19 protein-coding genes are annotated in these 22366 nt (G+C 69.8%); 11 read left to right on the top strand and 8 right to left on the bottom strand.

Annotation, left to right across the window (positions count from 1 at the left end; translation table 11 throughout):
• Window positions 1–2: 2 nt before the first annotated feature.
• The gene (locus tag K8V84_RS18080) at window positions 3–1103 is read right to left on the bottom strand and encodes an RDD family protein (RefSeq protein WP_304076402.1); all 1101 of its coding nucleotides are present in this window, start codon (window positions 1101–1103) and stop codon (window positions 3–5) included.
• A gap of 458 nt (window positions 1104–1561) precedes the next feature.
• Here K8V84_RS18080 and K8V84_RS18075 point away from each other — a divergent pair, with 458 nt between their 5' ends.
• From K8V84_RS18075 to K8V84_RS18045, 7 genes are all read left to right on the top strand, one after another.
• Entirely contained in the window at window positions 1562–4093 is a 2532-nt protein-coding gene (locus tag K8V84_RS18075; protein ID WP_304076401.1) for a nitrate- and nitrite sensing domain-containing protein, read from the top strand.
• Window positions 4094–4095: 2 nt separating this feature from the next.
• Window positions 4096–4536 carry a roadblock/LC7 domain-containing protein gene (locus K8V84_RS18070; RefSeq protein ID WP_304076399.1) on the top strand — a complete coding sequence of 147 codons (441 nt, stop codon included), beginning with the start codon at window positions 4096–4098 and terminating at the stop codon, window positions 4534–4536.
• Between the two features lie 8 nt (window positions 4537–4544).
• Window positions 4545–4979 (top strand): DUF742 domain-containing protein, encoded by a 435-nt coding sequence (locus K8V84_RS18065; RefSeq protein WP_304076397.1) that lies wholly within the window; start codon window positions 4545–4547, stop codon window positions 4977–4979.
• A complete protein-coding gene (locus K8V84_RS18060; protein WP_304076396.1) occupies window positions 4960–5544 on the top strand; it encodes an ATP/GTP-binding protein in 585 nt (194 codons plus the stop codon). The genes K8V84_RS18065 and K8V84_RS18060 overlap by 20 nt, the downstream gene beginning before the upstream one ends.
• 154 nt (window positions 5545–5698) lie before the next feature.
• Window positions 5699–6670 carry an oxygenase MpaB family protein gene (locus tag K8V84_RS18055; RefSeq protein ID WP_304076394.1) on the top strand — a complete coding sequence of 324 codons (972 nt, stop codon included), beginning with the start codon at window positions 5699–5701 and terminating at the stop codon, window positions 6668–6670.
• Window positions 6671–6718: 48 nt separating this feature from the next.
• A complete protein-coding gene (locus tag K8V84_RS18050) occupies window positions 6719–7690 on the top strand; it encodes an oxygenase MpaB family protein (RefSeq protein ID WP_304076393.1) in 972 nt (323 codons plus the stop codon).
• A gap of 23 nt (window positions 7691–7713) precedes the next feature.
• The gene (locus K8V84_RS18045) at window positions 7714–9069 is read left to right on the top strand and encodes an MFS transporter (protein ID WP_304076418.1); all 1356 of its coding nucleotides are present in this window, start codon (window positions 7714–7716) and stop codon (window positions 9067–9069) included.
• 48 nt (window positions 9070–9117) lie between these two features.
• On the opposite strand, the gene K8V84_RS18040 is transcribed toward K8V84_RS18045, so the two are convergent.
• Window positions 9118–9777 carry a TetR/AcrR family transcriptional regulator gene (locus K8V84_RS18040; protein ID WP_304076392.1) on the bottom strand — a complete coding sequence of 220 codons (660 nt, stop codon included), beginning with the start codon at window positions 9775–9777 and terminating at the stop codon, window positions 9118–9120.
• Window positions 9778–9888: 111 nt separating this feature from the next.
• On the opposite strand from K8V84_RS18040, the gene K8V84_RS18035 reads away from it, so the two are divergent.
• Complete coding sequence (locus K8V84_RS18035) at window positions 9889–11319, top strand: DHA2 family efflux MFS transporter permease subunit (protein ID WP_304076390.1); 1431 nt, start codon at window positions 9889–9891, stop codon at window positions 11317–11319.
• Between the two features lie 3 nt (window positions 11320–11322).
• Here the strand turns inward: K8V84_RS18035 and K8V84_RS18030 are convergent, their stop codons facing one another.
• From K8V84_RS18030 to K8V84_RS18015, 4 genes are all read right to left on the bottom strand, one after another.
• Complete coding sequence (locus K8V84_RS18030; protein WP_304076389.1) at window positions 11323–12075, bottom strand: decaprenylphospho-beta-D-erythro-pentofuranosid-2-ulose 2-reductase; 753 nt, start codon at window positions 12073–12075, stop codon at window positions 11323–11325.
• 31 nt (window positions 12076–12106) lie between these two features.
• Complete coding sequence (locus K8V84_RS18025; protein ID WP_304076387.1) at window positions 12107–13465, bottom strand: FAD-binding oxidoreductase; 1359 nt, start codon at window positions 13463–13465, stop codon at window positions 12107–12109.
• Entirely contained in the window at window positions 13462–14367 is a 906-nt protein-coding gene (locus tag K8V84_RS18020; RefSeq protein ID WP_304076417.1) for a decaprenyl-phosphate phosphoribosyltransferase, read from the bottom strand. The genes K8V84_RS18025 and K8V84_RS18020 overlap by 4 nt, the downstream gene beginning before the upstream one ends.
• Before the next feature lie 173 nt (window positions 14368–14540).
• On the bottom strand, window positions 14541–15455 hold the full coding sequence (locus K8V84_RS18015; protein ID WP_304076385.1) for a DUF3068 domain-containing protein: 915 nt from the start codon (window positions 15453–15455) through the stop codon (window positions 14541–14543).
• Between the two features lie 159 nt (window positions 15456–15614).
• On the opposite strand from K8V84_RS18015, the gene K8V84_RS18010 reads away from it, so the two are divergent.
• Window positions 15615–16961, top strand: coding sequence for an acyltransferase (locus K8V84_RS18010; protein ID WP_304076383.1), 1347 nt, complete (start codon window positions 15615–15617; stop codon window positions 16959–16961).
• Window positions 16962–16965: 4 nt separating this feature from the next.
• Here K8V84_RS18010 and K8V84_RS18005 read toward each other — a convergent pair whose 3' ends face one another.
• On the bottom strand, window positions 16966–19050 hold the full coding sequence (locus K8V84_RS18005) for a hypothetical protein (protein ID WP_304076381.1): 2085 nt from the start codon (window positions 19048–19050) through the stop codon (window positions 16966–16968).
• A gap of 169 nt (window positions 19051–19219) precedes the next feature.
• Here K8V84_RS18005 and K8V84_RS18000 point away from each other — a divergent pair, with 169 nt between their 5' ends.
• Both K8V84_RS18000 and K8V84_RS17995 read left to right on the top strand, forming a co-directional pair.
• Entirely contained in the window at window positions 19220–19960 is a 741-nt protein-coding gene (locus K8V84_RS18000) for a class I SAM-dependent methyltransferase (RefSeq protein WP_304076380.1), read from the top strand.
• Window positions 19957–20724 (top strand): class I SAM-dependent methyltransferase, encoded by a 768-nt coding sequence (locus K8V84_RS17995; RefSeq protein WP_304076379.1) that lies wholly within the window; start codon window positions 19957–19959, stop codon window positions 20722–20724. Before K8V84_RS18000 ends, K8V84_RS17995 begins: the two co-directional genes overlap by 4 nt.
• 30 nt (window positions 20725–20754) lie before the next feature.
• Here K8V84_RS17995 and K8V84_RS17990 read toward each other — a convergent pair whose 3' ends face one another.
• Entirely contained in the window at window positions 20755–22041 is a 1287-nt protein-coding gene (locus K8V84_RS17990) for a hemolysin family protein (RefSeq protein ID WP_304076416.1), read from the bottom strand.
• Window positions 22042–22366 lie beyond the last annotated feature (325 nt).

Raw genomic sequence — 22366 nt, 5'->3', positions numbered from 1 at the left:
GCTCATACGGGGGTCGGCCTCCGCTCCGGCGGGCGGGGGTGTTCCGTGTCGGGCGCCGAGTAGCGCACCAGCCGGCCGGGCAGCCCTCCGTCCAGGGTGGCCCGGGTACGGACCCGGGTGCCACAGACCAGGTCGGCCAGTCCCGTACCGTCGGAGCGCACCAGCGCGGTGCAGGTGTGCAGGGCGACCACGATCAACGACCACCACCCCAGGCCGAGGGCGAGGAGCACCACGATGGGCGCGTGCAACAGGAGTGTGCGCGCCAGGACACGGTGCCGGGCGGCCGGTCGGGCCGCCGTGGGTTCGGTCAGCGCGAGACGGACGGCGGAGCATCCCAGGGTGGACCGGTCGCGACGCAACAGGGGCAGGAAGAGCGCGAACACCACCGCCAGGCCGAGGAGCGTGGCGACGCGCACCTCGTTCCCGGTTGCGGGTTCGACCACTCCGTAGGCGTGCGACAGCGCGACGACGAGGGCCGATCCGTACCACCACAGCCCCAGGTCCAGCAGGGCACCGAGGACGCGGCGGGTGAGGTCGGGGAGGCCGCGGTCGGGCACCGCTCCGGGCCAGGAACGGTGCGGGCCCCACGGCCACAGCACCGGAACCCAGCGGGCGAGGAGCCATCCGAGGAGGACCCCGGCCACGGCGATGCCCGTGAGCGCGGGCGCGTCGATGGCGTAGGAGCAGGGATAGAGGCCGAGCACGCCGGTCGCCCGGATCGTGGTCACCGCCAACGCCAGGGCCGTTCCCAGGGCGATGGTGACCAGGAGGCCTCGGCGGAAGCGGGCGCGTGCCAGGATCCCGACCGGGAGGAACACCCCGAGGGCGAGCAGGGCCGACCCCACGTCCAGGGCGGGCGCCGGTTCGGGCACGATCGGGCACAGCCCGTCGACGGAGGTGGGCAGGGGCCAGACCGCGTAGGCGGCCAGGCCGAGCCCGCCGAGCAACGCGGCGAGGGTGAGCTGTCCGGGCCAGCCGACGAGGCGACCGTAGCGCCGGTGCTGTCCGCGCAGGTAGAGGGCGGACCCGACCACCATCAGCAGCGGCAGTCCGACCACCGCCACGTCGATGGCGGCCTGTCCCCCGCCGAACGCTCGCCCCATGGTGTCCCTCTCCCCGTTCCCGCGCTTCCGGGCCGCAACGCTAGTACGGACGGGAGCGGGGTGGGCGCGGTACCGAGGTTTTGGCACCCGGTACCCATCGACGTGACGGTCGTATGTACCGGTAAACAACTGTTGGTATACCCCTATGACCGCATGTGACCTTTGTCCTATAGTCGTGCGCAACCCCAGCCCCATGCTCACCAGTGGGTGGCAGACCTGCACTTGTATGAACATTTCGCCGGTTCATGGCAGACTGCCTCCACCCCCGGATAATCCGGCGTTTCCCGGCCGAGATACGATCCCCCAAGCCGAAAACCCCCATATGTGGTTACTCCGCGGCAAGACCGTGTCACCCATTACCCCAGGAAGGGCACGGCGTCCGGGCGGGAGGCGGTGTGTACACGCCGGTCGCGAAGCGCGACAAGGCGGACACGATCTCGGGCCGAACGACTCACCCCATGACGCGGATCGACAGGAGCATCGTGCAGGCAGTACCGAAGAAACGTGGGCGTACGATCACCGCCCGTATCCGCGCCATGGTCATGATCCCCACGAGCGCCCTGCTCGCGCTGTGGCTGATCCTCACCATCCTTCTCGGTGGGGACGCGGCCTACCAGCTGATCCGGGCCAAGGCCACCGACGACCTGGTAACCCCCTCCGCGGTAGGCCTCGTGGACGCCATGTCCGAGCGCTCGGCCACGATCGCCTACCTGGAGAGCCCCGACGACGCCGATCTCTCCCAGCGGATGGCCGAGGCCCGGCAGAGCACCGACGAGTCGCTGGGGGTGGTCGTCGAGGACCTCATCGGGTTCGCCGACCTGGCCCCCGGTGACGGCGGCATGCACATCGAGATGCTGTACGACATGTACCAGGACATCGGTGGGATGCGCGAGGCCGTCGACTCCGGCGACGCGAGCCGTGACGACGTCCTGGACTACTACAACGAACTCGTCCTGCACGGCGCCGACAGCTTCGACAGCCAGGGTCGTACCGGTAACGAGGGTGCGTCGGTCAGCCCCGGCTTCACCGCGATCTACATGTTCCGCACGGTGGACATCCTCGCCCAGGCCGACGCCCAGATCGCCCGAGGCTTCGCCACCGACGAGCTCAGCGTGGAGGACCAGCGCGAGTTCACCGCCATGACGGGCGCCTACGAGGCGATTCTGGACGCCAACGCCCACTACCTGGAGGGCCCCGGCCAGGCGGAGCGCTTCGAGGCCGTCCTGGACAGCCCCGAGTACGCCGCCCTTCAGCGGATGCAGACCGAGATCGCCGAGCGCGAGGTCGAGTCCGAGACCACCACAGACCCGGTCACCCTCGCCCCGCAGACCGTGGAGAACCTGTCCATGCCGGTGGACAAGGCCGAGTGGGACCAGGCCTACGGGCACGTCCTGTCCGAGCTCACCGCGCTGGGCGCCGACGAGGCCGCCCAGGCCGCCGCCATGACCCGCCAGGACGCCAACCGGGCCGTGCTCCTCGCGATCGCCGGCAGCCTCGGCGTGGCCGCCGTGACCGGCATCGCCTTCTACCTGGCGCGGCGCTCCTCCCGCAACCTCACCGAACGTCTGCTGACCCTGCGAGACGAGTCTCGGTCCCTGGCGGAGGAGCGTCTCCCCTCGATCATGGGACGCCTGCACCGCGGCGAGCGCGTCGACACCACCACCGAACTCCCCGAGCTGCACGCCGAGGACGACGAGATCGGTGACGTCGCCAAGGCCTTCAACACCGCCCAACGCGCCGCGGTCGACGAGGCCGTGCAGCAGACCGAACTGCGCCACGGCATCAACCGGGTCTTCCTCAACATCGCGCACCGCAGCCAGACCCTGGTCCACCGTCAGCTGCGTCTGCTGGACAAGATGGAGCGCGAGCAGGAGGACCCGGAGCAGCTCGCCCAGCTGTTCAAGCTGGACCACCTGGCGACCCGTTCGCGTCGTAACGCCGAGAACCTGCTGATCCTCGGCGGAGAGGCCCCCGGTCGCACCTGGCACCGCCCGATGCCGCTGATCGACGTCCTGCGCGGTGCGATCTCCGAGTCCGGTGACTACACGCGGGTCAAGCGCGAGCGCATCGCCCGGGTCAACCTCAACGGTCCCGCCGTCGCCGACGTCATCCACCTCGTCGCCGAACTGGTCGACAACGCCTCCATGTTCTCGCCCCCGCACACGAACGTCCGGTTGAGCAGCGAGGACGTTCCCAACGGTGTGACGGTCGAGATCGAGGACCGCGGCCTGGGCATGACCGAGGCCGAGCTGGAGTCGGCCAACTCCCTGTTGGCCGAGCCGCCCGAGTTCGACGTCATGCGGCTCAACGAGAAGATGCGTCTGGGTCTGTTCGTGGTCTCGCACCTGGCCCACCGCCACGGCATCCGCGTGCACCTGCGTCCCTCCCCCTATGGCGGTGTGCAGGCCATCGTCCTGCTGCCGCAGGAGATCATCTCCGGTGACCGCACCCCGCTGCCCTCCTCCGAGGACTCCGGCGAGGACATCTGGGAGGTGCGCGAGATCGTCGACCGCACCCCCGAGGCCGCCCTGGAGTCCGGTCGCAACGACGCCGGGGGCGACACCGAAAAGCCGCTGCTGACCTCGGTCACCACCCCGATCGAACCGGGCATGGGCGAGGACGTCCTGTCCGGCCCCGGGGACGAGCGTCCTCCGCTGCCCACTCGCGGTTCCCGGATCAGTGCCGTGCCCGATTCCTCGACCGAGACCAAGGCCCCGCCGGCCCCGGAGACGGTGCCGGCCGGCGGTGGCCGACCGGCGCTGCCCAAGCGGCGCCCGCAGGAGAACCTCGCACCCCAGTTGGCCGACAGCCCCTCCTCCGAGGGCTCGGGCGGACCCGCCTCCGGCCCCCAGAGCGTGACCCCGCACGCGCTCGACAGCTCGGAACGGCTGGAACGCCTGCGCAAGAACATGTCCGCGTTCCAGAAGGGGACGGACCGTGGACGACGTGAGGGCCGGCAGAACACCAACGACATCGACAAGGACTCGTAACCGTGACCAGTACCGAAAGCGCAGGCGGGACCGCCGGCAAGAAGGACATCAACTGGCTGCTCGACGAACTGCTGGACCGCGCGGTCGGTTCCCGGCACGCGATCGTCCTCTCGGCCGACGGCCTGCTCATCGGCCGCTCCCGTGACCTGGTCAAGGAGGACGCCGAGCACCTGTCCGCCGTGGCCTCCGCGTTCCAGAGCCTGGCCCGGGGCACCGGTCGCCGCTTCGGCGGTGGCGAGGTGCTCCAGACGGTCATCGAGATGGAGCAGGCCTACCTGTTCGTCACCGGCGCCGGCCGTGGCGCCTGCCTCGCCGTTCTGGCCGAGGAGAGCGCCGACGTGGGACTCATCGCCTACGAGATGAACGTCCTGGTCGAGCAGGTGGGTCGTTACATGGACGCCGCGCCTCGCCATGAGGGTGCTGCTCCCGAAGCCAATCGATAGGGGTCGGTATGCAAGCGCATGACGAGTTCCCGGGCGGCATACGTCCCGTCCCACCCCAGCGTGACGTGGTGGGCGACTACGGCGAGGACACCGGCCCCGAAGAGGCCGGCCCGCTCGTACGCCCCTACGTGATCGCGCAGGGGCGCGACCACGCGGACACCGTCCAGCTGGACATGATCAGCGTGGTGATCGCGGCCAAGCGGGCCGAGGTCGACGAACTGGCCCTCGAACCGGAACAGCTGCGCATTCTGGAGCTGTGCCGAAAGCCGCAGTCGGTGGCCGAGGTCTCCGCCCATCTGGACATCCCGGTCGCCGTGGTCAAGGTACTGATCAGCGACCTGCTCAACCGGGGCCTCGCCCTGGCCAGAGCCCCCTACAAAGCAAAGAGCCCGGTGAGCCGGGACGTACTCCAGGCGGTACTCGATGGCATCCACAGACTCTGAGCCGGGCACCGAGGCCCCGGTCCCCTCGGCCCTGAAGATCCTGGTCGCCGGTGGCTTCGGCGCCGGAAAGACCACCCTGGTCGGCGCGGTCAGCGAGATCGCCCCGCTCAGCACCGAGGAGGTGATGACCGAGGCCAGCTACGGGGTCGACGACCTGTCCGGGGTCGAGTCCAAGTCGACCACCACGGTGGCGCTGGACTTCGGTCGCATCACCATCAACGAGAGCCTGGTGCTGTACCTGTTCGGCACGCCCGGCCAGGAACGCTTCTGGTTCATGTGGGAGGAGCTGTCGGAGGGCGCCCTCGGCGCCATCGTCATCGCCGACACCCGTCGCCTGGAGACGTGCTTCGCCGCGGTGGACTTCTTCGAGCGTCGCGGCGTGCCGTTCGTGGTCGCGGTGAACTGCTTCGAGGGGGCCCACCTGTACGAGCCGGACGAGGTCCGCGAGGCGTTGAGCCTGAACCCGGAGATCCCGATCGTCCTGTGCGACGCCCGGGACCGCAAATCCGCCAAAGAGGTGCTGCTGACCCTGGTCAACCGTGTCGCAGAGAGCGTCAACGCCTGACGGTCCCCGGATCGTTAATAGGTGGACACCACCCACTTCCCCTGTACACAGGGGCCTTCCGGGTAAAGTCGAGGCAGCGGAACGGAGCGGCGTTTCGTGTACCCGACGACCCTGGACCCGTCTCGGGCGGACCAGGACGAAGGTGGGAGTTCCCATGAGACGTTTCGACTGGCACGACAAGATCCAGAGCCTGGACGCCGAGGCGGACTGCGAGGAGATCGTCCGCATCCTGGGGACCCTGGAGTTCCCCTGGGACATCGAACAGGCTCTGGGTCTGGCGCTGTACCGCACCTACGCCATGCCCAGTGTCGGACAGCTGCTCGGTGACACCCACGAGTTCACCGAGCGCACCCAGCACCGCTACGACGACACGGCCCTGATCCTGAACGACATCATGGAGCACGGTTTCGGCCCCGGCCGCGGCCGTGACGCCCTGCGTCGAATGAACCAGATGCACCGCTCCTACGACATCAGCAACGAGGACTACCTCTACGTCCTGAGCACCTTCGTCGTCATGCCGGTCCGCTGGCTCAACGACTACGGCTACGGCTGGCGCCGCCTGACCGACCACGAGATCACCGCGAGCACCAACTACTACCGCAAGCTCGGCAGGCACATGGCGATCAAGGACATCCCGGAGACCTACGAGGAGTTCCGCGAGCTCATGGACTCCATGGAGGCGGAGCACTTCGCCTACACCGAGGGCGGCCGCGCGGTCTCCGACGCCACCCTCGAATTGATGGTGAACTTCTACCCGTCCTGGCAGCGTCCGCTGGTCCGCCCCTTCACCAAGGCCCTGTTGGACGACAGCCTGATCAAGGCGTTCGGCTACCCGGAACCGTCCGCCTTCTGGCGCAAGGCCGGTGACCTGGCGATGAAGGGGCGGGCCAAGGTGGTGCGGCGGATGAGGCCGCGCAAGGAACCGCGTTGGGCCCGGATGAGCCCCAACATCCGGATGTACCCCGACGGTTACGACCCCTCCCGCATCGGCACCTTCCCCAAGGGTTGCCCGGTCCCCCACGACATGCTCACCCAGGAGATCCCCGCCACCGGAGCGAAGGTCCCCGCTCCCGGCCAGGCCATCGCCCCCGAGCCCACCGCCGATGCCACCCCCGAACAGCGCTAGAGGCCCCCACCCCCACGACACCGTCCCCTCTCCCCCGAAGGACCCCGTATGAAGCGTTTCGACTGGCGCGACGAGATCCACCGCCTCGACGCGGAGGACGACTGCGTACGGATCATCCAGATCCTGACCTCCCACGAATTCCCGTGGGACATGGGCCGGGCACTGGGCATCGCCCTGTACCGGACCTACGCGGTGCCCAGCATCGGTGAGCTCCTCGGTCGGACCGATGAGTTCACCGGCAGGACCCAGAAACGCTACGACGACACGGCGCTCATCCTGGGCAACATGATGCGGCACGGGTTCGAGCCGGGTAAGGGCCGTGACGCCCTGCGTCGGATGAACCAGATGCACCGCTCCTACGACATCGACAACGACGACTACCGGTACGTGCTCAGTACCTTCGTCGTCATGCCGGTCCGCTGGCGCAACGACTACGGCTACGGCTGGCGCCGCCTCACCGACCACGAGATCGCGGGGATCACGAACTACTACCGCAGGCTCGGCAGGTACATGGGGATCAAGGACATCCCGGAGACCTACGAGGAGTTCCGCGAGCTGCTCGACGGCTACGAGGAAGAGCACTTCGCCTACACCGAGGGCGGCCGCGCGGTCTCCGACGCCACCCTCGACCTGATGGTGACGTTCTACCCGCCGCGCGTGTCCGGCCTGGCCCGCAAGTTCTCCATGGCGATCCTGGACGAGTCGCTCATCCGGACCTTCCGCTACGAGCCGGCGCCGAGCAGGGCCTGGCGCAGGTCCGCCGACATCGCGCTGAAGCTGCGCGCGAAGGTCGTGCGTCGGATGAAGCCGCGCGAGGAACCGCTGTGGGCGGACATGAACCCGAACATCCGTAGCTACCCGGACGGCTACGACGTCGACGAGATGGGCACCTTCCCCGCGACCTGCCCGGTGATGCACAACGTGGACCCGGTGGGACACGAGGAACTGTACGGGCCCAAGGGGGACCGGCCCAAGGTGGAGGCCACCACCGAAGGCGCCGACGTCGACGGGCGAGGGTGAGCGCCGGCATCGACCCGACCACCGTGCCCGAGCCCGGGCCCGCTCCGGCCCGGTCCGCGCCACTGGCCCGCTCGGTGCACGCCTGGTACGGCAGCGGCGCGGTGGCCACGGGAGTCTTCAACACGGTCCCCGGGTTGTTGCTGCTCATCTACCTGACCGACACCCTGGCGGTGAGCCCGGCCCTCGCCGGGATGGTGATCTTCCTGCCCAAGGTGATCGACCTTCTGGTCGGCCCCTACATCGGGATCTGGTCGGATCGGACCCGCTCGTCCTGGGGGCCGCGTCGCCCATGGATGATGGCGGGCGCGGTCACACTGCCGGTACTGTTCGCGGCGATCTTCTTCGGCCCGCCGCTGCAGGGCTCGGCGGCGGCCGGCTACGTGGCCTTGCTGTTCGTCCTCGCCGCCCTGGCGTCCTCGATGTTCCAGGTGCCGCACGCGGCGATGCCCGGTGAGATCACCACCGACTACCACGAGCGGTCCACGTTCAACACGTGGCGCACCGCCTTCGTGGGGCTGGCACTGATGCTCGGCGGGGCGTTCGCCCCGGTGCTGCAGTCGGTCCCCGAGGATCCGGTGGCGGGTTACCGCCTGATGGGCCTGGCCATGGGCGTGGTCATCCTCGTGTCCATGCTCGGCACGGTGGTGGGCACCCGGCGGGCGCCGCGACCGAACCACCCCGCACGCACCGAGAACCTTCCGCGACAGCTGCGCGCGGCCTTCTCCCACCGCCACTTTCGAGTGCTGTTCCCGGCCAACCTGCTCATGGCGGTGGCGAGCGGGACCATGGTCGCGGGTGTGCCCTACGTGACCGCCAACGTCATGGGCGAGCCCGCCTACACCAGCATCCTCATGGTGTGCGTGCTGCTGCCGCTCATGGTGTCGGCCCCGTTGTGGAAGCGGCTGTCGGTACGCGTGGACAAACGCGCGGCCGCCGGATACGCGGCGATCGTGTTCGCGCTGGGCGGCCTGGGGCTGCTGCTCATACCGGTGTGGGGCGTGCCCGGAGCGGTGTTCGCGTCGGTGCTGGTGGGCGTGGGCCTGTCCGGGACCAACCTGCTGCCGTGGTCCATGCTGGCCGACTGCCTGGCCACCGGCGACACCTCCGGGCGCCGCCAGGGCGGGGTGCTGTCCGGGGTGTGGACCTCGGGCGAGGCCATGGCCCAGGCCGTGGGCACCGGGTTGCTGTCGATGTGCCTCGCGGTGAGCGGCTACGTGGAGTCCGGCGCCGGTCAGGTCGTCGAACAGAGCGAGGACGCGCTTCGGGGCATGTTGCTGGGCAGCACGCTGCTGCCGGCCGTGGTGATGCTGACCTGTCTGGTGCCGTTGATGTTCTACCGACTCACCCGGGACGAGGCGTCGGCGAACGCCGGGGCCTGAACGAACACCGGGGTCCGAGCGACCCCGGTCCTCCGGCGGTCCCGCGCCTCAGCGGTGCGGGACCGCCGCCGCGTGGATGCGAAGGAACGCGTCCACTCCCGATCGGACCACCGCACGCACCTCTTCCTCCGGCAGCGGCAGCGCCCCGAAGAACGCCCGGTTGTTGACGGGACTGCGCACCAGGGCCATGTAGTGACCGGCCGCCTCGTCCTCCTCACCGGGTTCGAGAGTCAACAGGCCGCGGTCGGCCATGCCCCTCAGGTGTTCGGCCAGGGTCCGCAACGACAGGCCGGGGCCGCGGGCCGTCCACACCCTGGCGGCGTCCGGGAAGTGCGCGGCCTCGGCGATGAGCAGCCGGATCAGGGCACCGTGGTCGGGCCTGCGTCCGTTCGGGGAGAGCCACTCGTCCCCGAAGGCGATCAGCGCGGTCCGGGCGTCCTCGGCGTCGGCGAGGTGGCGTTCGGCGATGCGAGCGTGGTCGGCGGCCAAGTCGGCGCTGCTGCGCTCCACGATCGTGACGAACAGTTCCCGTTTGTCGGAGAAGTGGTTGTAGATGGTGCGTTTGGAGACCCCGGCGTCGGCGGCGATGGCGTCCACCGAGGCACGGGTGTAACCCTCATGGAGGAACACGCGCAGCGCCGCTTCCACGATCGCCTCGCGTTTGACCTCCGAACGGCGTGCGCGCGCCTCACCGCAGGGGTCCGTCATCGCCCACCTCCGCCGTGGCCGCACCGATCCGTCTACCTCACACCAGTCTGGCGCACCTTCGGAGAGCCCCGACCGTTCCACAAGGAAACTGCACCGTGTAGTTTCCTTGTGATGGCCGAGCACGATACCTCCCGCACCACGTCCGATCCCTCCCTGGCTCCCGCGCCCGTCCCCGCCCCCACCCGACTCGACCCCGCGCTGTGGAAGCTCGCCGGGGTCCTCCTCGTCGGGGCGATGGCGGCGCTGCTCGACACCACCATCGTCAACGTGGCGGTCGACCACCTGTCCCACGCCCTGGACGCCCCCGTGTCCACCGCCCAGTGGGTGGCCAGCGCCTACCTGCTCTCCACCGCCTCCGTGATCCCGGTGACCGGCTGGGCCGTGGACCGGTTCGGGCAACGCGCCACCTGGATGATGGCGTTGGGCCTGTTCGGTCTGGGGTCGTTGCTGTGCGCGACGGCCTGGTCGATCGAAAGCCTCATCGCGTTCCGAGTGATCACCGGGTTGGGCAGCGGTATGGTCCTGCCCCTGGTCATGACGGTGCTGGTGCAGGCCGCCGGACCGCAGCGCCTGGGTCGGGCCATCGGGCTGTTGAGCGTGCCGATCCAGATCGCGCCCGCCATGGGTCCGGTCCTGGGCGGTCTGGTCCTGGACTCGCTGGGGTGGCGGTGGATCTTCCTGGTCTCGATCCCCCTGGTGGTGCTCGCCATGATCCTGGGCGTGCGCGGTGTGGAGCGCGGTGACCCGAGGGCGAGCGAGCGGCTGGACGTGCTGGGGCTGGCTCTGCTCTCCCCCGGGATCGCGACCATGCTCTACGGGTTGTCGGTGCTGGGCGACGTGCGGTTCGCGCCGGTGTTCGTCGGCGTGGGGCTGCTCCTCATCGCGGGTTTCGCGGTGCACTCCCTGCGTCGTCGCTCCGGCGGCCCCGCCCCCGTGATCGACCTGCGGCTCTTCGGTGACGTGCTGTTCCGGCTGGGCGCGATGCTCATGTTCGTGTTCGGGCTGTGCATCTGGGCCGGCATGTTCCTGCTGCCGCTGTTCTTCCAACAGGTGCAGGGGACCTCGGCGTTGACGGCGGGGCTGTTGATGGCCCCGATGGCGGCAGGGGTGGCGCTGGTCAACCTGTTCGTCGGCCCGATCGCCGACCGCAGCGGCCCCCGCTACCTGGTCGTGGGCGGGTTGCTGGTGGGCGCCGTGGCGACCGCGCCGTTCGCCTTGGCGGGGCCGGACACCTCGCAGACACTGCTCGCGTCGGCGATGTTCGTACGCGGTCTGGGCCTGGGCACCGCGATGGTCCCGATGTTGGCCACCGCCTACCGCAGGCTTCCCTCCGACCAGGTGCCCCGCGCCAGCAGCGCCCTGAACGTGACCCAGAGGCTGGGCGCCGCGGTGGGCACCGCAGCGCTCGCCCTGTTGCTGTCGTCGCTGCTCGCCGGTGGAACCGTCCCGGCCTCGGCGTTCCGGTCCACCTTCTGGTGGATGACCGGCCTGACGGCGCTGGCGCTGATCCCCGCGATGTTCCTCCCCAAGGCCCGCCCCTGAACGTCAGCGCCCCAGTCTGCGCCAGATCGGACGCGGCATCAGCCGCATGCCGGTGAACACCGGCCGCAGAACACGCGGCGCCCACACGGTGGTCGCCCTCCCCCGCAACCCCTTGGCCACGGCCTCGGCGACCTGGCCCGGCGTGGCGGGGAACGGCGCCGGGTCCACGTGCGCGGACATGCGGGTGGCCACGTATCCCGGGCGCACCACCAGAACGCGTGCGCCGCTGCCGTGCAGCGAGTCCGCCAGTCCCTGCGCGAACCCGTCCAGACCGGCCTTCGCGGACCCGTAGACGAAGTTGGCGCGGCGCACCCGGACCCCCGCCACCGACGACAGCACCACGAGCGCGCCGTGGCCCTGTTCGCGCAGACGGGCGGCCACGGCCAGGCCCACCGACACGTGTCCGGTGAAGTTCACCGCCGCCGAGCGCGCGGCGGCGTGCGGGTCCCCGTCGTACTCGGCCTGCTCCCCCAGCACCCCGAACGCGTCCACCACCACGTCCAGGTCACCGACCAGGTCCACCGCGGCGGCCACCGTGCCGGCGTGGGTGTCGGTCTCCTCGGCTTCGAACTCCAGGGAGTGGACGGTGGCGCCCAACGCCTTCAGGACGCTCGGCGGTTCGGCGACCCCGCCACGGGCTGCCAGGACCACCTCGCGGGCTCCCTCGCGCACCAGCCGTTCGGCCACGGCGAGGCCGATCTCGCTGCGCCCGCCGAGCAACAGCACGGTGCGCACCCTTCCCAGCGAGTCGCGCATGGGATCTCCTTTTCCGATCCGGATCGGTGGTTCAGACGAGCCGCAGCCTGCGGGCCAGGTCCGAGACGAGGACCCCGTCGGGGTCGACCCGTTCACGCACCTTCCGCCAGGCGGGCAGGTCGGGGTACATGGCGTGCACGGTCTCGGCGTCCGCCCGGCTGTCCTTGGCCAGGTACAGGCGTCCGCCGGCGGTGAGCACGCGTTCGTCGAAGCCGCGCAGCAGCCCGGCCAGACCGGGGAACTCGGCGGGCAGGTCCAGGGCGAGCGTCCACCCGGGTCGGGGAAACGACAGCGGCCCCGGGGTGGGCGCGCCCATGCGTTTGAGGACCGCCAGGAACGATGGCGCGCCGGCCTTCGACAACCCCTCCACGACGTGTCGCAGGGTGGCCTCCTCCCCGAAGGGCACCACGAACTGGTACTGCACGAACCCGTGCGGCCCGTACATGCGGTTCCAACCCCGGACCTTGTCCAACGGGTGGAAGAACCCGCCCAGCGGTTGCGCCTGACCACGCCTGCGCTCGGGCGCCGCGTGGTGGTAGGCGGTGTTGAACGCACCGACGGTCGCCCGGTTGAGCAGGCGCGGCGGCGCCCACGGCGGGGCGCTCAGCGGAGCACCCGGGCGGTACCGGAGGGGTTCGCGGCGCAGCGGCGCCGGCAGGTCGGTGACGCGGGCGTGGTGCGCCCGGGTCAACACCCCCCGGCCGGTGGCGGCCCCGCGGGCGAGCAGGTCCACCCAGCACACCGTGTACCGGTAGTTCCGGTCGGTGCGCTCCATCAGCTCCAGCGTGGAGTCGAGGTCGCCGGTCCGGTCGGTGTCCACACGCATGTGCGCGGTCTCCACCGGGATCACCGCCAGGCGCGCGGAGGTGATGACCCCGGTCAGGCCCATCCCGCCGACGGTGGCCCAGAACAGTTCGACGTCACCGTGGTCGGGGCCGATCTCCAGGACCTCGCCTCGGGCCGTGAGAAGCGTCAGGGAACGCACGTGGGCGCCGATGGAGGAGTCGACGTGGTGGTTCTTTCCGTGGACGTCGGCGGCGATCGCCCCGCCCAGGGTCACGTGCCCGGTCCCGGGGATGACGGGGAGGAAACGGCCGCGCCGCAACAGGTGCGCCATGAGCCGGCGCAGGCTCGTGCCGGCCGGCGCGGTGACCTCGGCGAGATCGGGATCGAGCCGGGGCGGTCCGGTGAGTTCGGTGCAGTCCAGGACGAGTCCACCGGCGGCCTGGGCGGCGTCGCCGTAGGAACGGCCCAGCCCGCGGGCAAGGGCACCGCGCGGTCCGGCCTGGGCCAGCGCCTCGGCGGCCTGTTCTGCGGTGCGCGGGCGCACCACGGTGGCGGCGGTGGGGGCGGTGCGGCCCCACCCGGTGAGGAGGGTCGGTCGACTCACAGGTAGATCCCCAGTCCGACCAGGAGGACGAGGGCGACGAGGACGAACTGCAGGGGGCGGTCCCGCAGCGCGATCTCCTCGGGTTCCTCGCCCGCGCCCCGGTCCACGAGCAGGTTGTAGCGGAGCACGAACATGATGAACGGAACGATACTGGCCGCGTGGAACGGGGACTGCGGCCCTGCGGCCTGTTCCAGGGCCCAGAGACAGTAGGTGACGATCATGGCGCCGGAGGCGATCGTGCGCATCTGGGCCAGGTAGCCGGTGGTGTAGCCGAGCAGGGCGGACCGGGTGGGGTGGGCTCGGTCCGCGCTCTCCTGGTCTCCGGACCCGTCGGGCTCCTCGGTGGGACCCCGCAGTTCCGCCTCCCGTTTGCCGACCACCACGAGCAGGGCGGCCAACGACACCACGATCACGAACCACGAGGTCAGCGGTACTCCGACCACGTAGCCACCGGCCATGGCGCGCAGCACGTGACAGCCCGCCACCGCCACCAGGTCGACGACGACCATGTCCTTCAGGTACCGGGTGTAGGTCAAGGTGAGGACCACGTACACGCCGAGAACGACGCTCAGCCCGGGGCTCCCCAACGCGAGGGAGGCCAGGGGCGCGGCGGTCACGAACAGGGCCCCTGCGACGACGGCCACGGGCACCGGGAGCGCGCCGGAGGCGACCGGGCGGTGACGCTTGCGCGGATGCCGACGGTCGCCGTCCACGTCACGGACGTCGTTGAGCAGGTAGGTACCGCCGGCGGCCACGCAGAACAGGACGAAGGTCGCCACGCACAACAGCAGGGAGCGGGGGTCGGTGAGCGCGCCGGCGGTGGCCGGGGCGGCGAAGACCAACAGGTTCTTGAGCCACTGTCGCGGGCGGCAGGCCCGCAGCAGGGCCAGGGGCAGTCCCACGACGTCACTCCGCCCGGGTCGGTTCTCGGTCTCGGGGGCCGTGGTCACGCGTTCCCCCTCTGGGTCCGGCGATGGTACGTGGATGCGGGAACCGGACCGCCCGCGGGGGTGTCGGGCGGTCCGGTGGGGATGGTCCGGCTACGGGGCAGTGGGCCGGGGTGGGGCGGTGGGGTCTACTCGGCGGCGCGGCGTCCGGTGACGAGCAGCACCACGGCGATGCCGATGAAGCCGACACCGGCCACGAGCGAGACGATCGGCAGCGTCGTGTTCAGCAGCGGCAGGACCGCGCGGGCCTGGTCGGTGTTCTCGATGGCGGCGGCACGGGTGGCGTCGTCGTAGACGAGTTCGCCGCTCATCATGGTCAGCACCTCTTCTCCGTCCACGACGACGACCTGGTGGTGGTCCTCGCTGACGTTGATCGGCGAACCGCTGATCGGTTCGATCCAGTAGGTGCGGGTGATGGAGAAGGTCACGTCACCGACGACGTCGCCCTCACCGTCGAGACCGGCGACCTCGCGCGGGATCTCCCGCTCACCGATGACGGTCGGCTCGACGGTCTGGACGAACTTGTAGGCCTCGACCCCGTCGACGTCCTCGACGCCCTGGAACTCCATGGGGACGACCTCTTCGACGGTCGTCTCGAAGAAGTCGTAGTCCCGCTGTTCGGTGTTGAACGGGAACTTCCAGGCCTGGCCGCTCTGGGTGACGCGCTCTTCGTTCACCATCGCGTCGCAGCAGTCGACCGCTTCACCCGTGACACGGTCGTGCCCGGCGCGCCGGCTGCTGGAGCTGATCCCGAAGTCGGTCTCGGAGTCCTTGATCCAGGTGAACTGGTCCCACACCACCACGTCGTCGGTGCTGGAGGCCACATCGGCACGCAGGGTGGAGTGCGCCTCGACCTGGGCGTTCTCCACCTGCTCGACGTCTTCGATGTTGAAGTAGGTGGCCTCGCCGTTGAGGACGGTGGCGTTGTAGTAGTCCAGTGGAGTCTTCATCAGGGAAGTGGCCATCCACATGCGCATCATGGGTGCCAAAGCGAGACAGAAGACCCCCAGCGCGATGAGAACGACCGCAACGGTACGGCGCATGTGTGCCCTCCTGGGCGGATGAGAGTCCGGATCTGGAACTAGGTTCAGTTCCGGGTAGAGTACTGCCCAGTAGTGAACGACGTCACCTGGGCGTGTCTGAATTTTTATAACACGTTCTAGTGAAACGTGTTCTGACTCCCTCCCGCCCAGGAAGGCCCCATGGCGCCCACGCCCACCGCGCCCGAGGACCCCACCTCCGGCAGCCCCCGGACCGACGCGGCCGACCCCGATCGCGCACTTCCCCAGGTGAACGGGCGCCACCACGCCCTCGACGGGATCCGCGCGCTCGCCTGTCTGATGGTCCTCATCGTGCACATGTCGACCGAGACCGGGGACGCGCTCGCGCCCGGGATCCTCGGCGGGGTGCTCAGCGCGACGGCGCTCGCCGTCCCCCTGTTCTTCGCCCTGTCCGGGGTGCTGCTGTACCGTCCCTGGGCCCGCGCCGCCCTGGACGGCACCCGCGGCCCGAACGTGCCCTCCTACCTGTGGCGACGCGTGATGCGCGTCTTCCCCGCCTACTGGGTGGTGGCGACCACCGCGCTGGTGCTGTGGGCCGGGGAGCACCGCGATTCGGTGGTGCACTGGATCGAGGTCCTGACGCTGTCCTTCCCGTTCAACACCAGCCCCCACTGGGCGGGGCCGGGGCCCTACGGACTCGGACAGATGTGGAGCCTGTCGGTCGAGGTGTCCTTCTACCTCACGCTTCCGCTGTTCGCCGCGGTGCTGCACCTGTGGGCGCGCGGCGGCGCGACGGTGAACGCGCGCGGGCGACGACTGCTCACCGGCCTGACCGTGATGACGGCGCTGTCGTTCCTCGCGCTGGTCCCGCAGTACCTCCCCGAGCCCAGCGAGCACATGCACTCCTGGCTGCCACGCTGCATGGGCATGTTCGCGGTGGGCATGGGACTGGCCGTCCTGTCGGAGTGGGCCTGGCGCGAACCCGGTCCGGACGGCCCGGTGCGCAGGCTCTGCCGCACCATCGCCGCCTCCCCCGGCCTGTGCTGGCTGGTGGCGGCGGCGTTCTTCCTGTTGGAGGCGACTCCCGCCGCGGGCGGCCGCTTCTTCGAACCGGGCAACCTGTGGATCTCGGCCGTCGAGAACCTCACCAACATCGGCTTCGCGCTGTTCATGGTCGCCCCGGCGGCTCTGGCGCCCCGGCCGCAGGAGGGTCCGCCCCCGGCGCTGCGCACCGTCGAGGCGTGGCGGGGCGGCGCGTGGCTGGACGCCGTCATGCGACACCGGGTGATGGTGTTCTTCGCACCGATCAGCTACGGGGTCTTCCTGTGGCAGTTCGTGGTGCTGTACCTGTGGCGCGACTTCACCGGGCAGGAGATCTTCACCGGGTCGTTCTGGCTGGACATCATCCCGGTCCTGGTCTTCACCACGTTGCTCGCCAAGCTCACCTTCCACTTCGTGGAGGAACCATCGCGGAAGTGGTCTCGACGCTTCCTCTCGACCGGAAAGAGGGGGCGGCGCCCGGTACCGGCGGGCCCGCCCCCACGCTGAGGGTTCAGCCCTCGTCCTCCGCCGAGCCGTCACCCTCGGCACCCTCCTCGGGCTCCTCCTCTGCGGAGTCGGCCTCCTCCAGGTCACCGGCGGGGGCCAACGGGCCCAGGGAGGACCATGTCACACAGGTCTTGTCCGGGTCGGTGTACAGGGTGAACGTGTCACCGCGTTCGCTCACCGGCACGTACCAGAACCCGCCGTCGGGCGCGGCCGGCAGCTCGGTCCGCACCTCCTCACCGCCCACCACCACGACCAGGTTGGCGTCCTCCTGGGAGGTGTAGCCGATCGTGGCCACCTGTTCGATCCCGCCGAACTCCCACACCGACCAGGACATCAGGCCGTCCCAGTTGTCCATGCACTCGTCGTCCTCGGCGGGGACGAACGAGTTCACCTGCGACGGCGGGCCCGCCACCACCAGGTTCCCCTCGTCGTCGAACACGTGGGCGGTGGCCGCGGGTTCGGGGTCGTACATCCGCTCAGCGAGTTCGCGGTCCGCCAACGGTGTCAGCACGTACGAACTGAGCCGGCGCGGACCGTTCCACTCCAGGACGATGTCGTCGGGCACAGGCCTGCTGTAGATCCCGGCGTCCTCGGGCACCTCGGCCAGGGACGTGCGCACGTTGTCCATGTAGGACCGCAGCCGGTCCCCGCTCAGCGTCCGGGCGTAGGTGTAGGTGGAGTAACCGGCCGAGCCCGCGTAGATCAGCGTGACGACCAGCGCGAGCGCCCAGGTGACGCGTCCGGGACGCACCAGGAGGAGCCGTCGGCGCGGGTCGCGCTCCTCCCCTGTGTTGCCCGTGTACTCCCTGGCCCGCTCCTCCTTCGTGACGAGGAAGGCGAGCGCGAGAGCCAGCGCGAACACCAGAGCGGCGTCGGCCACGTAGCGGGGGTCCGAACCGACCTCGCCGTAGACGTCACCGCGAGCGATGACGGTCGGGATCGCGTCGGCGAACACCAGGTAGCCCAGCAGTAGCGCCCACGCCCGCCACGCGCCCCGGCGCACGCGCAGACTCGCCACGACGATGAGGGCGAGCACGACCCACGCGCCGATGAGCACGACCCCGATCGGGTCGAGCAGGCCGCCGGTCGGGGTGATCGGGCTCCACTCGAACGGACCGCCCAGTACGCCCACGGGGAACACCTCGGTGAGCATGCGGCGCATCAACTCGGCGGCGGTGTCCCACACCGGCACCGAAGCACCCTCCTCCCCGGTGCCGGCGTTCTGCCGGACCAGGTAGAGCACCAGGTAACCCAGGGTGAGGCCGACCATGCCCGACCAGAACCTGCGGTCCAGCCAGAACGCGTACCGCACCGCCTGGATCGGCCCGCCCGGGTACAGGAAGGCCACCGCGAACGCCAAAAGCAGCGGCGGCAGCAGCATGGCCTTCACGGAGAACAGCATCCCGAACACGACAGCGGCCACGACCCACCAGACGTACTGGGTCACGCCGGTGCGCAGGTAGCGGACGGTGAACAGCAGTGCCAGGGCGACCGACAGCTGGAACGGCACCGCGTTGAGCGCCGCCGCCCACCAGCCCAGCACCGGAATGGTGAGCGGGGCCAGGGCGTAGACGGTGAGGGGCACAAGCAGAGCCAGGCGACGGCCGAACAGCTCCCACAGCAGTCGGAAGAAGACCAGGATCACGGCGACCTGCAGGAGCAACATGGTGCCCGCCGCCGACACCCAGTGGTAGGCGCCGAAGGCGTTCTGCAGGTAGATCAGGAACATGGCCCCCGGCATGAAGTGGCCCTTGTGCAACTCCAGCAGGAACTCGGGGGTGAGGTCGCTGGAGTTGGCCGCCGCGAAGAACAGGAAGTCGTCCTCCACGAAGTACGACTCACCGAGCACGTAGACCTTCAGCACCGTCGCCACGGCGACGATGAGCATCCCGAGCTGGAAGACCCTGTCGGTTCGCACACGGCCCAGCGCGGCGAACGCCTCACGCATGGTGTCCCCGAAGGTGGGCCCCTGCTCCTCCACCTCCTCGACCTGTCTGCGTACTCTTGTGGTCCCGCCCCCCTCGGAAGCGGGCGCCCCGGCACTCGACCCGGACTCGGGCTCGCGCTCATCGGGGGAAACAGGCGGCATAGGTACTCTCCCCGCCGTAGGTTGGCCAACCCGGAAAATGGGTGCCAGAATACAACACGTTCCACTTTTATTCCTGACCGTTGCCGCAGGTCTAGCAGATCTGGGCATCCAGAACAGGAACAGGCTTCATTCAGCCTGTTCCGGGACGGTCACCAGCACCGTGGGGGTGATGCCGGTGGGGCTCGAACAGGTCCGCCGAGACTGGACCCGACTGGGATCCACCGAACCGCTGTGGGCGGTCTGCGTGGACCCGGACAAGCGTGACGGTGGGTGGGACGACGACGAGTTCCTCGCCTCCGGCCGTTCCGACATCGATCCGGCCGTGCACCGCCTGGACGAGCTCGGGCTCGCCCAGGGCCGTGGCCGCGTGCTCGACTTCGGTTGCGGCGCCGGGCGTCTGTCCAACGCCCTGGCCGCCCACTTCGAGCGGGTCGTGGGCGTGGACATCTCGGCCCCCATGCTTGAGGAGGCCCGTCGTCTGGACCGGTCCGAGGGCCGGATCGAGTTCGTGCTCAACGAACGCCCCGACCTGTCCCGGTTCGAGGACGACTCCTTCGACGTCGTCTACACCGACCTGGTCCTGCAGCACCTGCCCACCGACCTCGCGGAGGGATACGTGCGCGAGTTCGCCCGCGTGGTGCGTCCCGGTGGCGCCCTGGTGCTGGGCGTGCCGGACAGTGAGCGACGGACCTTCAAGGGGCTGGTCTTCAAGTACGTGCCGTGGCCGCTGGTGGCCCTGGCTCAGAAGGTGGTCCTGCGGTACCCGGCGCCGATGCGCATGCACACCCTGAGCACCGCACGCCTCGCCGAACTGCTGCCCGGCTCCGAGATCGTCGCCTCCGACGAGTACTGGGGCGGCGACCACTGGCGGCACCTGCGCCACTTCGTCCGGGTGGGGGTCCAGGCGTGACCTCCACGGGCACCGGAACGCGGCCTGACGGCACGATTCCGTTCCGCGCGACCCTCGGCCGTTCCGTGGGGCTGTTCGCGGCCTTCCGCAAGGAGCAGACGGACCCGGCGTTCTTCTACGGCGAACTCGCCCACGACACCGTCGACCAGCTGCGTTCCTACACGCCGTTGGACGGCCGGCTGGTGGTGGACGTGGGCGGCGGTCCCGGTTACTTCGCCGACGCGCTGAGGGCCGAGGGAGCCCGGTGTCTGTGCGTGGACTCCGATGCCCACGAGATGACGCTGCACGGGAGAGAGGCCGACGCGAACGCCGTCCAGGGCAGCGCGTTGGACCTGCCGTTGCGTTCGGGGAGCGTGGACGTGTGCTTCTCGTCCAACGTGCTGGAGCACGTTCCGGACCGGACGCGCATGGCGGACGAGATGGTACGGGTGACCCGACCGGGTGGACTGGTGTACCTGTCGTACACCCTGTGGTTGTCGCCGTGGGGCGGGCACGAGACCTCGCCCTGGCACTACCTGGGCGGTTCCTACGCGGCTGAGCGGTTCGCGCGCAGGAACGGTCGGCGGCCCAAGAACGACTTCGGGCGCAGCATGTACGCCGCGTACGCCAAGGAGATGCTGCGCTGGGTGCGCGGGCGCGACGACGTGGACGTGGTGGACGTCCGGCCGCGGTACCTGCCGACCTGGATGAAGCCGATCGTGCACGTGCCGCTGCTGCGCGAGATCATCACCTGGAACCTGCTGATCGTGCTGCGCAAACGGTGAGACCGGCCCTCGTTCCGGCGTCCGACGTGGTCATTCGGTCGGCGGGTACTCCGCCGGGGCCGGACTCAGTTGGATCTCGTCGATCCTGCGACCGTCCGCGTCGGTGACCGTGGCGGTCCACCCGCCCAGGTCCACCCGGTCCCCCGGACCGTCCGGGATATGACCGAGCAGGACCAACACCATGCCCGCCACGGTGACGTAGGCGCCCTCGGGACGCTCGGTGAGCTCGACTCCCAGGTCGAGCAGTTCGTGCACGGGATAGGTGCCGGGCAGTCGGAGCACTCCCCCGGCCAGTCTGTCGACCTCGGGCGGGTCCGGGTCGGTCTCGTCGGTGATGTCCCCGACCAGCTCCTCCAGCAGGTCCTCCAGGGAGACGATGCCACCGACCGCGCCGGTCTCGCCGATGACCATCGCGAGCTGTTGGCGTCCCTCCGTCATCCGGCGCAGCGCCACCGACAGTGAGAGCGTGTCCGGTAGCTGTGTGATCTCCCGTACCAGGTCGACGACGTCGTCGTCCCGCCCGATCAGGTCCGACCAGTGCACCAACCCGATCACGTCGTCCATGTCGCCGGACCGGACCACCGGAGCCCGCGAGTGGCCCCACTCGACCAGCAGGGCGAGAGCCTCGTCCGCGCCGGTGCCCACCACCACGAAGTCCACGTCCCGGCGGGGCACCAGGACCTCGCGCAGGCGACGTTCCCGGATCGCGAAGGCACCGTCCAGGATCTGCCGTTGTTCCGGGGTGATGTCCCCGCGCGAGGTGATCATCTCGCGCAGTTCCTCCTCGGTGACCTCCTCTCGTTCGGCCTGAGGGTCCCCACCGAACAGGCGCACCACCAGGTCCGTGGAGACCCCCAGCAGCCACACCGCCGGTCTGGTCAGCGTGGCCAGCAGGTCCAGGGGGCGGGAGACCATCAACGCCCAGCCCTCCGCCCGCTGCATGGCGATGCGTTTGGGCGCGAGTTCGCCCAGGACCAGGGTGATGAAGCTCAACACCACGGTGACCAGCACGATCGAGACGGGGCCCGCGTAGCGACCGAGGAACCCCAACGGTTCCACCAAAGGCCGGGCCAACGCGACGGCGGCGGTCGCGGAGGCAAGGAAACCCGCGAGCGTGATGCCGATCTGGATGGTCGCGAGGAACCGGTTCGGGTCCCGGGCGAGTTTGGCGACGGTACGACCGCCGGGGCCTCGGGTCTCCAGGCGCCGGATCTGCCCCTCCCGGAGGGTCACCAGGGCGATCTCACTGCCCGCGAACACGGCGTTCACCACGACCAAGACCAGCACGAGACCGATCTGGGCCCCATAACCCTCCATGGGCGCTCCCGCCGTCGGCGTCTCGTCGGATTCGGGGTTCTTCCCCAGCATCCCCCACGGTCACACGTGCACCCCGCGCACCGGGCGGAAACCGGGATGGGGCACCGGGTTCAGGGGGACATTCCGTGCCCCCGGGAACCGCTCGTGCCATCCGGCGACGTGTACGACCTCTCCGGTGGCGAGGCCGCGGCCCGGGACCTCATCGGCAGGCAGGAGAACCACTGCCCCGGGCCCACAGTTGAGACTCGACGACCTCTGAACCCCTCGGAGCGTTTCGGGGCATGGTGCATCTCGGAGCGTCCGGGCAGAGAGCCCTCCGCTGGTC

The sequence above is a fragment of the Nocardiopsis listeri genome (assembly GCF_020741345.1).
GTDB lineage: Bacteria > Actinomycetota > Actinomycetes > Streptosporangiales > Streptosporangiaceae > Nocardiopsis > Nocardiopsis listeri_A.
Note: the sequence above shows the minus strand (reverse complement) of the source record. Positions and strands in the feature narration are given on the sequence as shown.

Bases quoted from the DNA above. Each gene is read 5' to 3' on its own strand.
- K8V84_RS18080 (WP_304076402.1), bottom strand. From the start codon at position 1,103: ATGGGGCGAGCGTTCGGCGGGGGACAGGCCGCCATCGACGTGGCGGTG.
- K8V84_RS18075 (WP_304076401.1), top strand. From the start codon at position 1,562: ATGACGCGGATCGACAGGAGCATCGTGCAGGCAGTACCGAAGAAACGT.
- K8V84_RS18065 (WP_304076397.1), top strand. From the start codon at position 4,545: ATGCAAGCGCATGACGAGTTCCCGGGCGGCATACGTCCCGTCCCACCC.
- K8V84_RS18060 (WP_304076396.1), top strand. From the start codon at position 4,960: ATGGCATCCACAGACTCTGAGCCGGGCACCGAGGCCCCGGTCCCCTCG.
- K8V84_RS18055 (WP_304076394.1), top strand. From the start codon at position 5,699: ATGAGACGTTTCGACTGGCACGACAAGATCCAGAGCCTGGACGCCGAG.
- K8V84_RS18050 (WP_304076393.1), top strand. From the start codon at position 6,719: ATGAAGCGTTTCGACTGGCGCGACGAGATCCACCGCCTCGACGCGGAG.
- K8V84_RS18040 (WP_304076392.1), bottom strand. From the start codon at position 9,777: ATGACGGACCCCTGCGGTGAGGCGCGCGCACGCCGTTCGGAGGTCAAA.
- K8V84_RS18035 (WP_304076390.1), top strand. From the start codon at position 9,889: ATGGCCGAGCACGATACCTCCCGCACCACGTCCGATCCCTCCCTGGCT.
- K8V84_RS18030 (WP_304076389.1), bottom strand. From the start codon at position 12,075: ATGCGCGACTCGCTGGGAAGGGTGCGCACCGTGCTGTTGCTCGGCGGG.
- K8V84_RS18015 (WP_304076385.1), bottom strand. From the start codon at position 15,455: ATGCGCCGTACCGTTGCGGTCGTTCTCATCGCGCTGGGGGTCTTCTGT.
- K8V84_RS18010 (WP_304076383.1), top strand. From the start codon at position 15,615: ATGGCGCCCACGCCCACCGCGCCCGAGGACCCCACCTCCGGCAGCCCC.
- K8V84_RS18005 (WP_304076381.1), bottom strand. From the start codon at position 19,050: ATGCCGCCTGTTTCCCCCGATGAGCGCGAGCCCGAGTCCGGGTCGAGT.
- K8V84_RS18000 (WP_304076380.1), top strand. From the start codon at position 19,220: ATGCCGGTGGGGCTCGAACAGGTCCGCCGAGACTGGACCCGACTGGGA.
- K8V84_RS17990 (WP_304076416.1), bottom strand. From the start codon at position 22,041: ATGGAGGGTTATGGGGCCCAGATCGGTCTCGTGCTGGTCTTGGTCGTG.